The sequence below is a fragment of the Rhodococcus sp. DMU1 genome (assembly GCF_012272955.1).
Lineage (GTDB): Bacteria > Actinomycetota > Actinomycetes > Mycobacteriales > Mycobacteriaceae > Rhodococcus > Rhodococcus aetherivorans.
Genome location: NZ_CP050952.1, coordinates 4267016 through 4284705, shown reverse-complemented (window position 1 = coordinate 4284705; position 17690 = coordinate 4267016). Strand labels below are relative to the sequence as shown.

The following is a 17690-nucleotide window of genomic DNA, read 5'->3' as shown; positions in this document are numbered from 1 at the left end:
CGTCCCGTCCCCCGCAGACGGCGGGGGCGGGCGGCGACAAGATACGCAGGATCGTCCTGGCAGTGGTGAGCGTGCTGGCGGTGATCGCCCTCGTGGCGGCCGCCTGGTTCGGCTTCGGATGGGGGCGGGCCCTGCTCGCCGACCGCCCGACGGCCGATGCGCGGGACGCCGCCCTGTCCGGGGCGATGCAGGCCGCGATCAACCTCAACAGCGTCGACGCCGCCGACGTCGACCGGTCGATCGAGAACATGCGTTCGTCGATCACCGGTGAGGCCCTGAACAACGACCTGGCCGCGACGGAGCAGCAGATCCGTCAGCAGGTGGCACAGACGGGCACGGGCATGTCGGCGAACGTGCTGTTCGGCTCCCTGACGGCGCTGGACACGGACGCGAACACGGCGAACGCCCTGATCGTCCTGGCGGTGAAGACCACCTGGCCCGACAACTTCGTCGAGAACAAGGTCACCGTGAACGTGGCGATGCGCAAGGACGGCGACATCTGGAAGGCGGAGACGATCCAGCCGCTGGACTCGGTGCAGCTCGGCGGCGGGCCCGTGGAAGGAGCGCAGCAACCCGCGCCGCCGGCCGATCCCGCGCCCGCCCCGGGCGCTCCTGCGCCTGCACCGGCCGATCCCGGATCCGCCGGAGGCGAGTGAGCCATGAAGGAGAGTGTGTAGTGCCCCCGCAGCGTCGCAAGCCCAATCCGATGGGTCCCCCGAGGGGCCGGCGGCCCAAGATCGCGGGAACGGGCCGGACCCCGGCCCCGGGCGGTGCCGCCCGCCCCGCGACTCCCGAGCCCGCGACGACCGAGCCCGCGACGACCGAGTCCGCGACGACCGAGTCCGCGACCACCGGGCCCGCGACCACCGGGCCCGCGGTGACCGGGCCCGCGGTGACCGGGCCCGCGACGACCGGGCCCGCGGTGACCGGGCCCGCGACGACCGGGCCCGCGACCACCGGGCCCGCGACCACCGGGCCCGCGACGACCGCGACCACCGCGCCGCAGGCGCCCACACCGGCCCCGGTGGAGCCGGCCGGGAAAGCCCCCACAGCTTCCGGGTCCGAGACGGCCCGCAAGAGCGCTCCCGGCCTGCGCACGCCGGCACCGGTCGAGGACGCCGGAGCGGAGCGGGAGCCGGGGGAGCAGCCCGGCGGCACCGTCGCGCGCGGCAGCTGGCGCCCGGTGGCGATCCTCGGCGGTGCCGCGGTCGCACTCGGTGCGTTCGCCGCGGTCGCTGCCGCCCGTCCCGGTGCGACGGTGAGCAACGAGGCGTGGGTCGACAGCGCCGCGACGGCGGAGGTCACCGCTGCCGCCGGCCATGCGATCGAGACGATGCACGGCTACAACCACGAGACGATCGACCAGGACTTCGCCGAGATCCGCGAGGTCCTCACCCCGCCGATGCGGGAGGAGTTCGACCTGACCGCGGAGGTCACCAAGCAGGCCGCGGTGCAGACGCACACCGCGACGGAGGTGCGGATCGACCACATCGGTGCGTCGATGCTCGACGACGACCGCGCCGAGGTCGCGGCGTTCATCAGCGTCAGCGCGACGGGCGACGCGGTCGCCCAGGGCAGTGCGTCGGCGCCGCTGCTGGTGCGGATGGAGAGGATCGACGGCAAGTGGCTGGTCTCCGAGATCCGGGACCGGTGACGGACGTTCCGACGGGACAATCGGCCTGGTTGCTCTTGACGCGGGCGGCGTGAGCGGTCACTCTATCGGTACGCACGCACGAATACGCGTCCTGGGCGCCCGGGGTCGGGCGCTTCTTTTCGTGCCGTCGCTCGACATCTGCGACTTTTGGGTGTAAGTTCGGACTTTGCGCTGGCTGCCTCCTGTCCATCCTTCGACCGCATCGCCGGGAGCGTTGCCCTTCGGGGCTCGTTCCGCCGACTTCGTGGTGGGGTTGTCGTTCGGGTTGCGACCAGCGATAACGCCCCACATGAAGAAGCAGGTACAGCGGCGGTCGCACCGGTTGGAGCGGCCCGCGTGAGGTGCTGGAAGGACGCATCTTGGCAGTCTCTAGCCAGACCAAGGCAGTTGCCGGAATCCCCGGAGCCCCGAAGAGGGTGTCGTTCGCGAAGATTCGCGAACCTCTCGAAGTCCCTGGGCTCCTCGATCTACAGACAGATTCCTTCGAATGGCTGATCGGCTCGGAGCGCTGGCGCGCGCTCGCTGCCGAGCGCGGTGACGGCCCCGCCGTCGGTGGCCTCGAGGAGATCCTGGCGGAGCTCTCTCCGATCGAGGACTTCTCCGGGTCGATGTCCCTGTCCTTCTCCGATCCGCGCTTCGACGAGGTCAAGGCCTCGGTCGAGGAGTGCAAGGACAAGGACATGACGTACGCGGCGCCGCTGTTCGTCACTGCCGAGTTCATCAACAACAACACCGGCGAGATCAAGAGCCAGACGGTCTTCATGGGTGACTTCCCGATGATGACCGACAAGGGCACCTTCATCATCAACGGCACCGAGCGGGTCGTCGTCTCGCAGCTGGTGCGCTCCCCGGGCGTGTACTTCGACCGCGCGGTCGACAAGAGCACCGAGAAGGACCTGCACAGCGTCAAGGTGATCCCGGGCCGCGGCGCGTGGCTCGAGTTCGACGTCGACAAGCGCGACACCGTCGGCGTGCGGATCGACCGCAAGCGCCGCCAGCCGGTCACCGTGCTGCTCAAGGCCCTCGGCTGGACCAACGAGCAGATCGTCGAGCGCTTCGGCTTCTCCGAGATCATGATGTCCACCCTCGAGAAGGACAACACGGCCGGCACCGACGAGGCGCTGCTCGACATCTACCGCAAGCTGCGCCCGGGCGAGCCGCCCACCAAGGAGAGCGCGCAGACCCTGCTGGAGAACCTCTTCTTCAAGGACAAGCGCTACGACCTGGCGCGCGTGGGACGTTACAAGATCAACAAGAAGCTGGGCCTGAACGCCGGCCAGCCGATCGAGGCGTCGACCCTCACCGAGGAAGACATCGTCGCCACGATCGAGTACCTGGTGCGCCTGCACGCGAGCGAGACCACCATGACGGCGCCCGGCGGCGTCGAGGTTCCCGTCGAGGTCGACGACATCGACCACTTCGGCAACCGTCGCCTGCGCACCGTCGGCGAGCTCATCCAGAACCAGATCCGCGTCGGCCTGTCCCGCATGGAGCGCGTCGTCCGCGAGCGGATGACCACCCAGGACGTCGAGGCCATCACGCCGCAGACGCTGATCAACATCCGTCCCGTCGTGGCCGCGATCAAGGAGTTCTTCGGAACCTCCCAGCTGTCGCAGTTCATGGACCAGAACAACCCGCTGTCGGGCCTGACCCACAAGCGCCGCCTCTCGGCGCTCGGCCCCGGTGGTCTGTCCCGTGAGCGGGCCGGCCTCGAGGTCCGCGACGTCCACCACTCGCACTACGGCCGCATGTGCCCGATCGAGACGCCGGAAGGCCCGAACATCGGCCTGATCGGCTCCCTGTCGGTGTACGCGCGGGTCAACCCGTTCGGTTTCATCGAGACCCCGTACCGCAAGGTCGAGGGCGGCATCGTCACCGACCAGGTCGACTACCTGACCGCCGACGAGGAGGACCGCCACGTCGTGGCGCAGGCCAACTCGCCGGTCGACGCCGACGGCCGCTTCACCGAGGAGCGCGTCCTCGTCCGCAAGAAGGGCGGCGAGGTCGAGTTCGTCGCGGCGACCGAGGTCGACTACATGGACGTCTCGCCGCGGCAGATGGTGTCGGTGGCCACGGCCATGATCCCGTTCCTCGAGCACGACGACGCCAACCGTGCCCTCATGGGTGCGAACATGCAGCGTCAGGCCGTGCCGCTGGTGCGCAACGAGGCCCCGGTCGTCGGTACCGGCATGGAGCTGCGTGCCGCCGTCGATGCCGGCGACGTCGTCGTCACCGAGAAGTCGGGCGTGATCGAGGAGGTCTCGGCCGACTTCATCACCGTGATGGCCGACGACGGCACCCGTCGCACCTACCGGCTGCGCAAGTTCGACCGCTCGAACCAGGGCACCTGCTCGAACCAGCGGCCGATCGTGGACGAGGGCCAGCGCGTCGAGTCCGGCCAGGTCCTCGCCGACGGCCCCTGCACCGAGAACGGTGAGATGGCGCTCGGCAAGAACCTGCTCGTGGCGATCATGCCGTGGGAAGGCCACAACTACGAGGACGCGATCATCCTGTCGCAGCGCCTCGTGGAGGAGGACGTGCTCACCTCGATCCACATCGAGGAGCACGAGATCGACGCCCGCGACACCAAGCTCGGTGCCGAGGAGATCACCCGCGACATCCCCAACGTCTCCGACGAGGTCCTCGCGGACCTCGACGAGCGCGGCATCGTGCGCATCGGTGCCGAGGTGCGCGACGGCGACATCCTCGTCGGCAAGGTCACCCCGAAGGGCGAGACCGAGCTGACCCCCGAGGAGCGGCTGCTGCGCGCGATCTTCGGCGAGAAGGCCCGCGAGGTGCGCGACACGTCGCTGAAGGTGCCGCACGGCGAGACCGGCAAGGTCATCGGCGTCCGCGTGTTCTCGCGCGAGGACGACGACGATCTGCCCCCGGGTGTCAACGAGCTGGTCCGCGTGTACGTGGCGCAGAAGCGCAAGATCCAGGACGGCGACAAGCTCGCCGGCCGGCACGGCAACAAGGGCGTCATCGGCAAGATCCTCCCGCAGGAGGACATGCCGTTCCTGCCCGACGGCACCCCGGTCGACATCATCCTCAACACCCACGGTGTTCCGCGTCGTATGAACATCGGCCAGATCCTCGAGACGCATCTCGGCTGGATCGGCAAGGCCGGCTGGAACGTCCAGGTGGCCGGGGACGGCGAGCGTCCGGAGTGGGCGAAGAACCTGTCCGACGACATGCTCGCCGCCGAGCCGAACACCAACATCGCCACCCCGGTGTTCGACGGTGCCCGCGAGGACGAGCTGACGGGCCTGCTGGGCTCCACGCTGCCGAACCGCGACGGCGAGGTCATGGTCGGCCCCGACGGCAAGGCGACGCTGTTCGACGGTCGCTCCGGCGAGCCGTTCCCGTACCCGGTGTCGGTCGGCTACATGTACATCATCAAGCTGCACCACCTGGTCGACGACAAGATCCACGCGCGTTCGACCGGCCCGTACTCGATGATCACCCAGCAGCCGCTCGGTGGTAAGGCGCAGTTCGGTGGCCAGCGCTTCGGTGAGATGGAGTGCTGGGCCATGCAGGCCTACGGTGCGGCGTACACGCTGCAGGAGCTGCTCACCATCAAGTCGGACGACGTGGTGGGCCGCGTGAAGGTCTACGAGGCCATCGTGAAGGGCGAGAACATCCCGGAGCCGGGCATCCCCGAGTCCTTCAAGGTGCTCCTCAAGGAGCTCCAGTCGCTGTGCCTGAACGTGGAGGTGCTGTCCAGCGACGGCGCGGCCATCGCGATGGCCGACGGCGACGACGAGGACCTCGAGCGGGCGGCGGCCAACCTGGGCATCAACCTTTCCCGCAACGAGTCGGCCACGGTCGACGACCTCGCGAACTAGGAGCCGACCCGATGAGATACGCCCCGCTCAGCCGGCGCGTATCTCATCGGGCCCCGGCAGCGATAGCGACAACTAGCAGCAACAAAACCCGTAAAGGGGAAAGGAAGTTACGTGCTCGACGTCAACTTCTTCGATGAACTCCGCATCGGCCTGGCCACTGCGGAGGACATCCGCAACTGGTCGTACGGCGAGGTCAAGAAGCCGGAGACCATCAACTACCGCACGCTCAAGCCCGAGAAGGACGGCCTCTTCTGCGAGAAGATCTTCGGCCCCACCCGGGACTGGGAGTGCTACTGCGGCAAGTACAAGCGTGTCCGCTTCAAGGGCATCATCTGTGAGCGCTGCGGCGTCGAGGTCACTCGCGCCAAGGTGCGTCGTGAGCGCATGGGCCACATCGAGCTCGCCGCGCCGGTCACGCACATCTGGTACTTCAAGGGTGTGCCGAGCCGCCTCGGCTACCTGCTCGACCTGGCGCCGAAGGATCTCGAGAAGATCATCTACTTCGCCGCGTACGTCATCACGGCGGTGGACGACGAGCTGCGCCACAACGAGCTCTCGACCCTCGAGGCCGAGATGGAGGTCGAGAAGAAGTCCGTCGCCGATCAGCGCGACGCCGACCTCGAGGCCCGCGCGCAGAAGCTCGAGGCCGACCTGGCCGAGCTCGAGGCGGAGGGTGCCAAGTCCGACGTCCGCCGCAAGGTCAAGGACGGCGGCGAGCGCGAGATGCGTCAGCTGCGCGACCGCGCCCAGCGTGAGCTGGACCGGCTCGAGGAGATCTGGAACACCTTCACCAAGCTCAAGCCGAAGGACCTGATCGTCGACGAGCTGCTCTACCGCGAGCTGCAGGACCGCTACGGCGAGTACTTCACCGGCGCGATGGGTGCCGAGTCGATCCAGAAGCTCATCGAGAACTTCGATATCGACGCCGAGGCCGAGTCGCTGCGCGAGACCATCCGCAGCGGCAAGGGCCAGAAGAAGCTGCGCGCCCTGAAGCGACTGAAGGTCGTCGCGGCGTTCCAGCAGTCCGGCAACTCGCCCATGGGCATGGTTCTCGATGCGGTGCCGGTGATCCCGCCGGAGCTGCGTCCGATGGTGCAGCTCGACGGTGGGCGCTTCGCGACCTCCGACCTGAACGACCTGTACCGCCGCGTCATCAACCGCAACAACCGCCTCAAGCGACTGATCGACCTCGGCGCCCCCGAGATCATCGTCAACAACGAGAAGCGGATGCTGCAGGAGTCCGTGGACGCGTTGTTCGACAACGGCCGTCGTGGCCGGCCGGTCACCGGCCCGGGCAACCGTCCGCTGAAGTCGCTGTCCGACCTCCTCAAGGGCAAGCAGGGCCGGTTCCGTCAGAACCTGCTCGGCAAGCGCGTCGACTACTCCGGCCGTTCGGTCATCGTTGTCGGCCCGCAGCTCAAGCTGCACCAGTGCGGTCTGCCGAAGCTGATGGCGCTCGAGCTGTTCAAGCCGTTCGTGATGAAGCGCCTGGTCGACCTGAACCACGCGCAGAACATCAAGTCCGCGAAGCGCATGGTCGAGCGGCAGCGCCCGCAGGTGTGGGACGTCCTCGAAGAGGTCATCAACGAGCACCCCGTGCTGCTCAACCGTGCTCCTACGCTGCACCGCCTCGGTATCCAGGCGTTCGAGCCGCAGCTCGTCGAGGGCAAGGCCATCCAGCTGCACCCGCTCGTGTGTGAGGCGTTCAACGCCGACTTCGACGGTGACCAGATGGCCGTGCACCTGCCGCTGTCCGCGGAGGCGCAGGCCGAGGCCCGCGTCCTGATGCTGTCGTCGAACAACATCCTGTCGCCGGCGTCGGGTCGTCCGCTCGCCATGCCGCGTCTGGACATGGTGACCGGTCTGTTCCACCTGACCCGCCTGGTCGAGGACGCGCCGGGCGCGTACCGGCCGGCTACCGACGACGAGCCGGAGCAGGGCGTGTACTCGTCCCCGGCCGAGGCCATCATGGCCGTCGACCGCGGCGTGCTCTCGGTGCAGGCCCCGATCAAGGTGCGCCTGACGCGGCAGCGCCCGCCGAAGGACGTCGAGGCCGAGCTGTTCCCCGACGGCTGGAACTACGGTGACGGCTGGACCGTGCAGACCACGCTCGGTCGCGTGCTGTTCAACGAGCTGCTGCCGGTGAACTACGGCTTCGTCAACGACGTCATGCCGAAGAAGCGTCAGGCCGCGATCATCAACGATCTGGCCGAGCGCTACCCGATGATCGTCGTCGCGCAGACCGTCGACAAGCTCAAGGACGCCGGCTTCTACTGGGCCACCCGCTCGGGTGTCACCGTGTCGATGGCCGACGTGCTGGTGCCGCCGGAGAAGAAGGAGATCCTCGAGCGCTACGAGGCGTCCGCGGATCAGCTCGAGCGCAAGTTCGCTCGTGGTGCCCTCTCGAAGGAGGAGCGGCGCGACTCGCTCGTCAAGCTGTGGCAGGAGGCGACCGAAGAGGTCGGTCAGGCCATGGAGGCGCACTACCCGGACGACAACCCGATCCCGACGATCGTGAAGTCCGGCGCCGCGGGCAACATGACCCAGATCCGCTCGCTCGCGGGCATGAAGGGTCTGGTGACGAACCCGAAGGGTGAGTTCATCCCGCGCCCGATCAAGTCCTCGTTCCGTGAGGGCCTGACCGTGCTCGAGTACTTCATCAACACCCACGGTGCCCGTAAGGGTCTGGCCGACACCGCGCTCCGTACCGCCGACTCGGGTTACCTGACCCGTCGTCTGGTCGACGTGTCGCAGGACGTCATCGTCCGCGAGACCGACTGCGGCACCCCGCGCGGTATCGAGATGGTCATCGCCGAGCCCGAGCGCGACGGCGCGGGCAACGAGACCGGCCGCCTGGTGCGCGACGCCCACATCGAGACCAGCACGTACGCCCGTACGCTGGCCACCGATGCGGTCGACGCGGACGGCAACGTCGTCGTCACCCGGGGCAGCGACCTCGGCGACCCGGCGATCGAGGCCCTGCTGGCCGCCGGCATCCGGAAGGTCAAGGTCCGCTCCGTGCTGACCTGCGACACCGGCACCGGCGTGTGCGCCACCTGCTACGGCCGCTCGATGGCGACCGGCAAGCTCGTCGACATCGGCGAGGCCGTCGGTATCGTCGCCGCGCAGTCGATCGGTGAGCCCGGTACGCAGCTGACGATGCGTACGTTCCACCAGGGTGGCGTCGGTGAGGACATCACCGGCGGTCTGCCGCGAGTGCAGGAGCTGTTCGAGGCCCGCGTCCCGAAGGGCAAGGCGCCCATCGCCGACGTCTCCGGCCGCGTGCGCCTCGAGGACGACGACCGCTTCTACAAGATCACCATCGTCCCGGACGACGGCGGCGAGGAGGTCGTGTACGACAAGCTGTCGAAGCGTCAGCGTCTGCACGTGATCCGCAAGGCGAACGGCACCGAGGGCATCCTTGCCGACGGCGACCACGTGGAGGTCGGTCAGCAGCTCCTCGAGGGTGCTGCCGATCCGCACGAGGTGCTGCGTGTCATGGGTCCGCGTCAGGTGCAGGTCCACCTCGTGAACGAGGTTCAGGAGGTGTACCGCAGCCAGGGTGTGTCGATCCACGACAAGCACATCGAGGTCATCGTGCGCCAGATGCTGCGTCGCGTCACGATCATCGACTCGGGTTCGACGGAGTTCCTGCCCGGTTCGCTGGTCGAGCGCAGCGAGTTCGAGGCCTCCAACCGGCGGGTCGTCGCCGAGGGCGGCGAGCCGGCTGCCGGTCGTCCCGTGCTCATGGGTATCACCAAGGCGTCGCTGGCCACCGATTCGTGGCTGTCGGCGGCGTCGTTCCAGGAGACCACTCGCGTGCTGACCGACGCGGCGATCAACTGCCGCTCGGACAAGCTGATCGGTCTGAAGGAGAACGTGATCATCGGCAAGCTGATCCCGGCCGGCACCGGCATCAACCGGTACCGGAACATCCAGGTGCAGCCGACCGAGGAGGCCCGCGCGGCCGCGTACGCGATCCCGTCGTACGAGGATCAGTACTACTCGCCGGAGGGCTTCGGCCAGAACACCGGCGCTGCGGTTCCGCTCGACGATTACGGTTACTCCAGCGACTACCGGTAGATCCGTCGCCGCGGCCGGGAAACCGGCTGCGGCCCGGCTCTCTGCCGTGGCCACGAAGGTCCCGCCCTCTTCTCTTCGGGGGCGGGGCCTTCCTGGTTTCCGGGGTGGGCGTCACGGCCGCGCCGGTCGTCGGCTAGTTTGGGTAGGCACTCCTAACAACCCGAAGGGAACGCCTGTGCCGTCGACCCGAATCCCGAGGCTGCTCGCCGCAGCCGGACTCGCTCTCACGTTCGTCCTGACCGCGTGCTCGTCGGGGAGCGACGAGGCCGGCGAGTCGTCGTCCGCGGCCGGAGGCGCGTTCCCGGTCACGATCGAACACGCCCTCGGCAGCACGACGCTCGACGGCGAACCCGAGCGGGTGGTCACGTGGGGCTTCGGCAGCACCGATGCCGCGCTCGCGCTCGGCGTCGTGCCCGTTGCCATCCCGGCCCAGTCCTACGGCGGCGACGCGCAGGGGGTGCTGCCGTGGATCGGGGACCGGCTCGCCGAGCTGGGCGCCGAGACACCGGCCGTCCTGCCGAACGACGGCACGGACGTGCCGGTGGAGCAGATCGCGGCGGCGCGGCCGGACGTCATTCTCGCCAACTACTCCGGGCTCACCCGGGAGCAGTACGAGACGCTGAGCCGGATCGCGCCGACCGTCGCGTACCCGGACGAGCCGTGGGCCACCCCGTGGCGCGACGTCGTCGCCACCGTCGGGCAGGCGCTCGGCAGATCCGGCGAGGCGGCCCGGCTGATCGCCGACACCGAGGCCACCATCGCGGAGAAGGCGGCAGCCTATCCGCAGCTGCGGGGCAGGACCGTCGCCGCGGTCTGGGGCACCGGCGACACCTTCTACGTCTACAAGCCGGCCGACTCGCGCGTGGAGTTCCTCACCGACCTCGGTCTGGTGAGCGCACCCAGCGTGGCCGAGCTGAGCACCGACGAGTCCAGCTTCTACTTCACCCTCAGCTTCGAGGAGGCCGGCAAGCTCACCAGCGACATCCTGCTCTCCTACGCCGACGACGCCGCGGCCCAGGAGCGCACGCTCGCCCAGCCGTGGGCGCGGACCATGGGGCAGGTGACCGACGGTCGGGTCGCGAAGGTCAACGGCACCGAGCTCATCGCCGCTGTGTCGCCGCCGACCGTGCTGTCGCTGACGTGGGGCATCGACGCCTATCTCGAGGCGCTCGCCGCCGCGGCCGAGTAGGGCGATTCCCGGTCGGCGTCCCGGTCAGCGCGGGATGTGGAAGTCGACCAGGGCCGCACCACGCGGGCCCAGGTCGTGCCACGGCCCCCGCACCGCCAGCACCGCCACCGCGGAGGTCGGGAACTTCTCGATGATCTGACGGGCGGCGTCCGAGTCGTGGTCGTCCGAGAGCAGCAGCGTCGTCGCGGACAGGACGGGCTCGTGGCCCACCACGAGCAGGGTCGACACGTCGTCCGGGACCTGGCGGATCGCGTCGACGATCTTCCCCGGCGTGGCCTCGTAGAGGTCGTCGAGGATCTCCGTGGGGACCTCGACGGCGGCCTCCGCCAGGGTCTTGCGGGCGCGCGTCGCGCTCGAGCACAGCACGGCGTCGATCGGGGGCTGGTGGGCCCGCAGCCAGCGTCCGGCGAGGCCGGCCTCGCGTCGTCCCCGTGGGGCAAGGGGGCGCTCGTGATCGGCGACGCCGTCCGGGTACGCGGACTTCCCGTGCCGCAACAGGATCAGGGTGCGGGTCATGGGTTCACCCTAGGTGGTCAGGGTCACCGGCGGCCGACGCGTGCCACCGCGCGCACCTCGTCGCCGACCGTGAACCACAGGGTCAGCGCGTCGGTCTCGTGACGGGCGCGCAGGACCAGCGCGTCGCCGGCGACGACCGGTCGAAGGTGCTCGATCACCGCACGGTACGGCGCGGTCTGCAGCTCCGGCCGGCCGGCCAGGTGCTCCTCGATGCCGTGCCAGTAGGCGGCGTTGTTGACGTGGTCGAACGGGTCGATGTCGGTGGCCCGTAGCGGGAAGGCCGTGCCGGCGTCGGCGTCGTCGGACGGCGTGGGCGGCAGCCATGCGCGCCATCGCAGCCGGGTGTCCTCCGCATGGCGGGCCATGTGCTCCCAGAGCCGGTCGCTGATCCGGGCCGGCATCCCGTTGGTGGGCCCGATGTTGATCCAGAACGCCGAGGTGTCGATCAGGGCGTCGCCGGTGCCGTCGAGCCGCACGCGGACGTTGGCCCATCGCGTGGACAAGGCGTCGCACCACCGGCGCAGTTCGAGTTGTTCGCGGAAGCGGGCCGGCCGGTGCACGTCGACGACGGTGCGGCGCACGATCCACAGCGGGTCGGTGGCGGTGGCGTCGACGGCGTCGAGGTTGTCGGTGCCGATGTCCTGCAGGTAGCGGGCCACGCCGTCGAGACGGAGCCGTTCCCGGTTGTCGACGTCGCCGGTGCGCACCGTGCGCGTGGACCGGAACGCGTCGTCGGGCGGGGGCGCGGCCCCGAGGGGCTGCGCCAGCGCGTCCTCCGCCGCGGACTTCTCCGGTGCCGGTTTCGCGGCCGTGTCCGAACCCATTCGTCCCCCTGCTCGTCGTCGGCCCCTGCCGATTCTGACAGCTGCGGGGCAGGGCTGCAGCGAATCTTGCGAGGGGCGAGACATCGAGGCTACAGTGGAGTTAACTGTTACCGGATGTCACATGAAATCCGGTCCCGGCTCTTCGAGGACACGACATGGCCTATGTGATCACCCAGACGTGCTGCAACGACGCGAGCTGCGTCGCCGTGTGCCCGGTGAACTGCATCCATCCCACGCCCGAGGAGCGGGAGTTCGCGCAGACCGAGATGCTGCACATCGACCCGCAGGCCTGCATCGACTGCGGCGCGTGCGCGGACGCCTGCCCGGTCGAGGCGATCTTCCCGGAGGACCGGCTCACCGAGGCTCAGGCCCGGTTCAAGGACATCAACGCCGACTACTACACGGCGCACCCGATGCCCGAGAACTGGATCCCGCTGACACCCGTCCCGGCCCCGCCGCGGGGGCAGGGCACCCTGCGCGTGGCGGTCGTCGGTGCCGGTCCGGCGGCCTGTTACGCCGCGCAGGAACTGCTCGAGCGCTCGAACGTCGAGGTGGACATGTTCGACCGGCTCCCCACCCCCTGGGGACTCGTCCGCAGCGGTGTCGCACCCGACCACCCCGGTACCAAGGCCGTCACCGAGTCGTTCGAATGGTCGTTCCGCCGCGACGCGTTCGCCCTGCACCTCGACGTCGAGGTCGGCCGCGACATCGACCACGCCGAGCTGCTCGCCCATCACCACGCCGTCGTCTACGCGACCGGGGCGTCCGCCGACCGCAACCTCGGCATCGCCGGCGAGGACCTTCCCGGCAGCCACGCCGCCACCGAGTTCGTCGCCTGGTACAACGGTCACCCCGATTACGCCGACCGGGTCTTCGACCTCTCCGGCGAACGCGCGGTCGTGGTCGGCAACGGCAACGTCGCCCTCGACGTCGCCCGCATCCTCACCATGGACGTCGACGAGCTGGCCCGCACCGACATCGCCGATCACGCCCTCGAGGCGCTGCGCCGGAGCAACATCCGCGAGGTCGTCCTGCTGGGCCGCCGGGGTCCGGCCCAGGCGGCCTACAGCAACCCCGAGTTCCTCGCCCTCGGCGATCTGAACGGCGTCGACGTCGTCGTCGACGAGACCGAGCTCGAGCTCGATCCCGCCAGCGCGGCGCTCGCCGCCGCCGACCCGGCGGTCGCGATGCGCATGCGGCTCGCGCGCGAGTACGCGCGCCGCGAGCCCCGGCCGGGGAACAAGCGCATCGTGTTCCGCTATCTCGTGTCGCCCACCGAGATCGAGGGCACCGAACGGGTCACCGGACTGCGCGCGGTACGCAACGACCTGATCGCCGGCGACGACGGTGCGCTCGTCGCCCGGCCCGCCGGGCAGGCCCTGCACCTCGACGCGCAGCTGGTGCTGCGCTCGATCGGCTACCGCGGGGTCCCCCTCCCGGGAGTGCCGTTCGACGAGCGACGGGGGATCGTCCCCAACGAGGGCGGGCGGGTCACCGCCGCCGGACCCGGCGTGTACGTCACCGGGTGGATCAAGCGCGGTCCGAGCGGCGTGATCGGAACCAACAAGGCGTGCGCCAAGGAGACGGTCGCGGCCCTGCTCGCCGACTTCGACGCCGGCCGGCTCGCGCGTCCGGCCGGTGGCCGGCGGGAACTCGATCGCCTGCTCGGGCAGCGGCGGCCCACCCGGGTGGGCCTGAGCGGATGGCACGAGATCGACGGGGCCGAGCGGGCGGCCGGCCGCGCCGCCGGCCGGCCGCGCGTCAAGCTGACCGACCGCGCCCGCCTCACGGACACCGCGGCCGGGCGCCCGCGGCCGGGGCGAAGCCTGCTGCGTCTGGTGCGCCGATAATCGGTTGGGGCTCCGCCTGCGTCGGGACTAGTATCTTTCGGCGGTGCCCGGCACCGCCCGCGGCGACGTCCGCCGGGGGAGCGCAGGCCGGGATGTCGATCCGCCGCGCTGTCGGGGCGCGCGCTGGTCGCCGGGCACGTCGAGGGTGACACGCGGCTCGCGCCGAGATCGTCGTCGCCGCACGGTACGACGTGGTGCCCGGCCCCCTCGATCCCATCCTGGCAGGTCTGCCTGCCATCGCGCCTCGAGAGGACCGACCCATGACAGCCCCCCATGCGGGCCCGGCCGCCGCGCCGGCGAGCGACAAGCTCGACGCGGCAGTTCTGAAGATCGCGTCGGTGGTGGTGCTCGGCGCCATCATGTCGATCCTCGACGTGACGGTCGTCTCCGTCGCCGTGCCGACGTTCATGGAGGACTTCGACTCCAGCTACGCGACCGTCGCGTGGACGATGACCGCCTACACGCTGGCGCTGGCCAGCGTGATTCCGCTCACGGGCTGGGCCGCGGACCGGTTCGGCACCAAACGGCTGTACCTCGCCGCCCTCGTCCTGTTCGTCGCCGGGTCCGTGCTGTGCAGCATGGCGTGGGACATCACGTCGCTCATCGGGTTCCGCGTGGTGCAGGGCCTGGGCGGCGGCATGCTCATGCCGCTGGGCATGACGATCATGACCCACGCCGCGGGACCGCACCGGGTCGGCCGCGTGATGGCGGTGCTCGGCATCCCGATGCTGCTGGGCCCGATCGGGGGCCCGATCCTCGGCGGCTGGCTGATCGACACCGCCAGCTGGCACTGGATCTTCCTGATCAACCTGCCCATCGGCGTCGTGGCCCTCGTCGCCTCCGTGCTGATCCTGCCGAAGGACCGCCCCAGCCGGTCCGAGTCCTTCGACTTCGTCGGCATGGCGCTCCTGTCGCCGGGCCTGGCGCTGTTCCTGTTCGGCGTCTCGTCCATCCCGGAGGTCGGCACCGTCGCCGCGACGCGGGTCCTCGTGCCGGGCGCGATCGGCGCCGCGCTGATCGTCGCGTTCGTGTTCCACGCCCTGCGTGCCCGGAACCCGCTCATCGACCTGTACCTGTTCCGCAACCGCCAACTGACGTTCGCGGTGCTCACCATGTCGGTGTTCGCGATCGCGTTCTTCGGCGCAGGACTGCTGTTCCCCAGCTACTTCCTCCAGGTGCGGGGCGAGTCGACCCTGGCGGCGGGCATCCTGCTCGCGCCGCAGGGCCTCGGCGCCATGCTCACCATGCCGGTCGCCGGCCGGCTCGTCGACCGGATCGGACCCGGGAAGATCGTGCTCGTCGGCCTGACCCTCGTCACGCTCGGCATGGCCGTCTTCACGCAGGTGGGCACGGACACGTCGTACGTGCTGCTGCTCGGTGCGCTGTTCGTCATGGGCATGGGCATGGGTGCCACGATGATGCCGACGATGACGGCCGCGCTGCAGACGCTGACCCATCAGAGCGTGGCCCGCGGGTCGACGCTGATGAACATCGTCCAGCAGGCCGCCGGCTCCGTGGGCACCGCGACCATGTCGGTGATCCTGAGCAGCCGCCTGGCGACCCCGGCGGGGGCGCCCGAGGGCGGCGGGCAGATGGACCCGGCAGCTCTGGACCAGCTGCCCGCACCGGTGCAGGAGTCGATCCTCACCTCGCTCGCGGACGCGTTCGCGACCACGTTCCTCGTCGCGACCGTCCTCATGGCCCTCGCGGTGATCCCGGCGCTGTTCCTGCCGCGCACGCGCGTCAAGCATCCGGCCGGGGAGGGACTGCAGCCGGTGGCCGTCCACTAGCCGGCCGTCCGGAGGGGGCCGTGACGTACGTCGCGGCCCCCTCTCCGTGTCTGCGGCTAACCTCGTTCCGGCAGCACGACGGCGACCCGAACGGACGACCCAATGAGCATCGAACCCACCCACCGAGGCCCCGCCGCGACGGACGAGGCACCCGGACAGCCGCGTCTGTGCCGGCGCGCCCTCTTCGGCGGTGCCGGTGCGGTCGCGGCCGCCGCCGTCCTGTCCGCGTGCGGTGCCGAGGCCGATCAGGGTGGCGCCGACGGCACCTCCGCCGCACCGACCACGCCGCCGGAGCCCGGTCCGGACGCCGCGGTCGTGGCTGCCGCGGCCGACATCCCGGTGGGCAGCGGCGTCCTGTTCGCCGACAAGCGTCTCGTGGTGACGCAACCCGTCGCCGGGGACTACCGGGCGTTCGTCGCGCTGTGCACCCACTCGGGCTGCAACATCACCGGCGTCGAGGCCGACGAGATCGTCTGCGACTGTCACGGCAGCCGGTTCCGTCTGGACGGGACCGTGAGCAAGGGGCCCGCCCGCAAGCCGCTCAAGGCGCGTCCGGCCGCGGCCCGCGGTGCGGACGTCGTCGTCGACTGATGCGGGCGATTCGCTGAGCGGGCGGGCGGCGGCGGAGTAGATTCGACCGCGACATCATCATTGAAGTGCGGACCGGCGAGGGGACCCGATGGTGCGCAGGGGGCCGTTGATCACGTTGGCGGCGGTGGTGGTGCTCGCCGCGGTCCTGCTCGCGGTCAACGTCTCCAAGGAGGACGGCGGCCCCACGCCCGCCCCCGGCCCGGCCGCCACGTCCGCGCCGGCCCCCACCACGACGGCTGCGCCCTCGACCGCCGTGGCCTTCCCCGCGCAGGCCACCTACGTCGCGCAGATCCCCGTCGCCACCGGAACCCTCACGCTCGCGATCGCCGTCGAGGGCGAGGACGCCGTCGCGTACGCGTGCGACGGCAGTGCAGTCGAGTCCTGGCTGTCCGGCGATGCCGAGGACGGCAGGCTCGAGCTCGAGGGCCGAGACGGTGCCCGCCTCGACGGCGAGTTCGACGGCACGACGGTGCGCGGCACCCTGTGGCTCGGTGACCGGAGCTGGACCTTCGACGCCGCGCCGGCCGAACCCCCGGCCGGCCTCTACCTCGCGAACGTGGGCGACGTCCGGGCCAGCTGGATCGTCACGCAGGACGGGACGGTCACCGGTGTGCGCCGCGCCGGCGACGGCGGCACCGCGCCCGCCCCGGCCCTGGCGCCGGACGGGACGGCGGTCGTCGACGGGGTGGTCGTGACCGCCGACCCGGTGTCCGGCAGTGACACATTCTGACGGTGCCACCGCGCGGTGACACCGGGAGGAGGACGGATGAGCACACCGCAGGTCCATCCCGTCGCACCGCCGCGAACGGCCCCCGTCGTGGTCGCGTTCCTGGTGGGTGCCCTCGTCGCGGTCGGGCTCGGTGTGTACGGCAGTGTGCACGAGCCGACCTTCTTCTCGATCAACGTCGCCGGGTTCTCCAGTCCGACCGCCGTCAAGGCCTGGCTGGCGACCCTCGCCGGCGTGCTCGCACTGGTTCAGCTCGCCTCGGCGGCCGTGATGTACGGACGGATGCCGGGACTGCGGGCGCCGAGCTGGATCGGGACCCTGCACGTGTGGTCGGGCCGCCTCGCGGTGCTGGCCACCGTCCCCGTCGCGGTGCACTGCCTGTACGCGCTCGGTTTTCGCACCGGCGAGCCGCGGGTGCTGTGGCACTCGCTGGCCGGATGCCTCCTCTACGGGGCGTTCGTGGCCAAGATGCTGCTGCTGAGCCGGCGAGGCCTGCCGGGATGGGCGGTTCCGGTGGCCGGCGGCGCCCTGTTCACGGCGATCGTGGTCGTGTGGTCGACCTCGGCGCTGTACTTCTTCCGCACGACGGGCCTCACGTTCTGACGGCCCACCCCTACT

General features: G+C 70.2%; 12 protein-coding genes. 10 read left to right on the top strand and 2 right to left on the bottom strand.

Annotated elements, in window-relative coordinates; translation table 11 throughout:
• Positions 1-62: 62 nt before the first annotated feature.
• The 5 genes from HFP48_RS19460 to HFP48_RS19440 all read left to right on the top strand — a co-directional run bounded on the left by HFP48_RS19460 (position 63) and on the right by HFP48_RS19440 (position 10774).
• Positions 63-656 carry a hypothetical protein gene (locus HFP48_RS19460; protein WP_006931296.1) on the top strand — a complete coding sequence of 198 codons (594 nt, stop codon included), beginning with the start codon at positions 63-65 and terminating at the stop codon, positions 654-656.
• Between the two features lie 20 nt (positions 657-676).
• Entirely contained in the window at positions 677-1654 is a 978-nt protein-coding gene (locus HFP48_RS19455) for a hypothetical protein (protein WP_168579893.1), read from the top strand.
• Positions 1655-1995: 341 nt separating this feature from the next.
• On the top strand, positions 1996-5502 hold the full coding sequence (locus HFP48_RS19450; RefSeq protein ID WP_210432767.1) for a DNA-directed RNA polymerase subunit beta: 3507 nt from the start codon (positions 1996-1998) through the stop codon (positions 5500-5502).
• Positions 5503-5613: 111 nt separating this feature from the next.
• Positions 5614-9585, top strand: coding sequence for a DNA-directed RNA polymerase subunit beta' (locus HFP48_RS19445; protein ID WP_006931290.1), 3972 nt, complete (start codon positions 5614-5616; stop codon positions 9583-9585).
• Positions 9586-9760: 175 nt separating this feature from the next.
• A complete protein-coding gene (locus tag HFP48_RS19440) occupies positions 9761-10774 on the top strand; it encodes an iron-siderophore ABC transporter substrate-binding protein (protein ID WP_235431083.1) in 1014 nt (337 codons plus the stop codon).
• A 24-nt stretch (positions 10775-10798) separates the two neighbouring features.
• Here HFP48_RS19440 and HFP48_RS19435 read toward each other — a convergent pair whose 3' ends face one another.
• Positions 10799-11290, bottom strand: a complete 492-nt coding sequence (locus HFP48_RS19435; RefSeq protein ID WP_006931286.1) for a histidine phosphatase family protein — start codon at positions 11288-11290, stop codon at positions 10799-10801.
• A gap of 23 nt (positions 11291-11313) precedes the next feature.
• Entirely contained in the window at positions 11314-12114 is an 801-nt protein-coding gene (locus HFP48_RS19430) for an acyl-ACP thioesterase domain-containing protein (RefSeq protein ID WP_006931283.1), read from the bottom strand.
• Between the two features lie 155 nt (positions 12115-12269).
• Here HFP48_RS19430 and HFP48_RS19425 point away from each other — a divergent pair, with 155 nt between their 5' ends.
• The 5 genes from HFP48_RS19425 (at position 12270) to HFP48_RS19405 (ending at position 17675) form a co-directional block, all read left to right on the top strand.
• Complete coding sequence (locus HFP48_RS19425; RefSeq protein ID WP_050035595.1) at positions 12270-13964, top strand: FAD-dependent oxidoreductase; 1695 nt, start codon at positions 12270-12272, stop codon at positions 13962-13964.
• A gap of 260 nt (positions 13965-14224) precedes the next feature.
• The gene (locus tag HFP48_RS19420; RefSeq protein ID WP_168579891.1) at positions 14225-15754 is read left to right on the top strand and encodes a DHA2 family efflux MFS transporter permease subunit; all 1530 of its coding nucleotides are present in this window, start codon (positions 14225-14227) and stop codon (positions 15752-15754) included.
• Positions 15755-15856: 102 nt separating this feature from the next.
• Complete coding sequence (locus tag HFP48_RS19415; RefSeq protein WP_006931276.1) at positions 15857-16345, top strand: Rieske (2Fe-2S) protein; 489 nt, start codon at positions 15857-15859, stop codon at positions 16343-16345.
• 88 nt (positions 16346-16433) lie between these two features.
• Positions 16434-17075: a hypothetical protein gene (locus HFP48_RS19410; RefSeq protein WP_050035593.1), complete on the top strand. Its 642-nt coding sequence runs from the start codon at positions 16434-16436 to the stop codon at positions 17073-17075.
• Positions 17076-17111: 36 nt separating this feature from the next.
• Positions 17112-17675: a DUF6529 family protein gene (locus HFP48_RS19405; protein WP_006931273.1), complete on the top strand. Its 564-nt coding sequence runs from the start codon at positions 17112-17114 to the stop codon at positions 17673-17675.
• The last annotated feature ends 15 nt before the right edge of the window (positions 17676-17690 follow it).

Bases quoted from the DNA above. Each gene is read 5' to 3' on its own strand.
- HFP48_RS19435 (WP_006931286.1), bottom strand. From the start codon at position 11,290: ATGACCCGCACCCTGATCCTGTTGCGGCACGGGAAGTCCGCGTACCCG.
- HFP48_RS19430 (WP_006931283.1), bottom strand. From the start codon at position 12,114: ATGGGTTCGGACACGGCCGCGAAACCGGCACCGGAGAAGTCCGCGGCG.
- HFP48_RS19425 (WP_050035595.1), top strand. From the start codon at position 12,270: ATGGCCTATGTGATCACCCAGACGTGCTGCAACGACGCGAGCTGCGTC.
- HFP48_RS19420 (WP_168579891.1), top strand. From the start codon at position 14,225: ATGACAGCCCCCCATGCGGGCCCGGCCGCCGCGCCGGCGAGCGACAAG.
- HFP48_RS19415 (WP_006931276.1), top strand. From the start codon at position 15,857: ATGAGCATCGAACCCACCCACCGAGGCCCCGCCGCGACGGACGAGGCA.
- HFP48_RS19410 (WP_050035593.1), top strand. From the start codon at position 16,434: ATGGTGCGCAGGGGGCCGTTGATCACGTTGGCGGCGGTGGTGGTGCTC.
- HFP48_RS19405 (WP_006931273.1), top strand. From the start codon at position 17,112: ATGAGCACACCGCAGGTCCATCCCGTCGCACCGCCGCGAACGGCCCCC.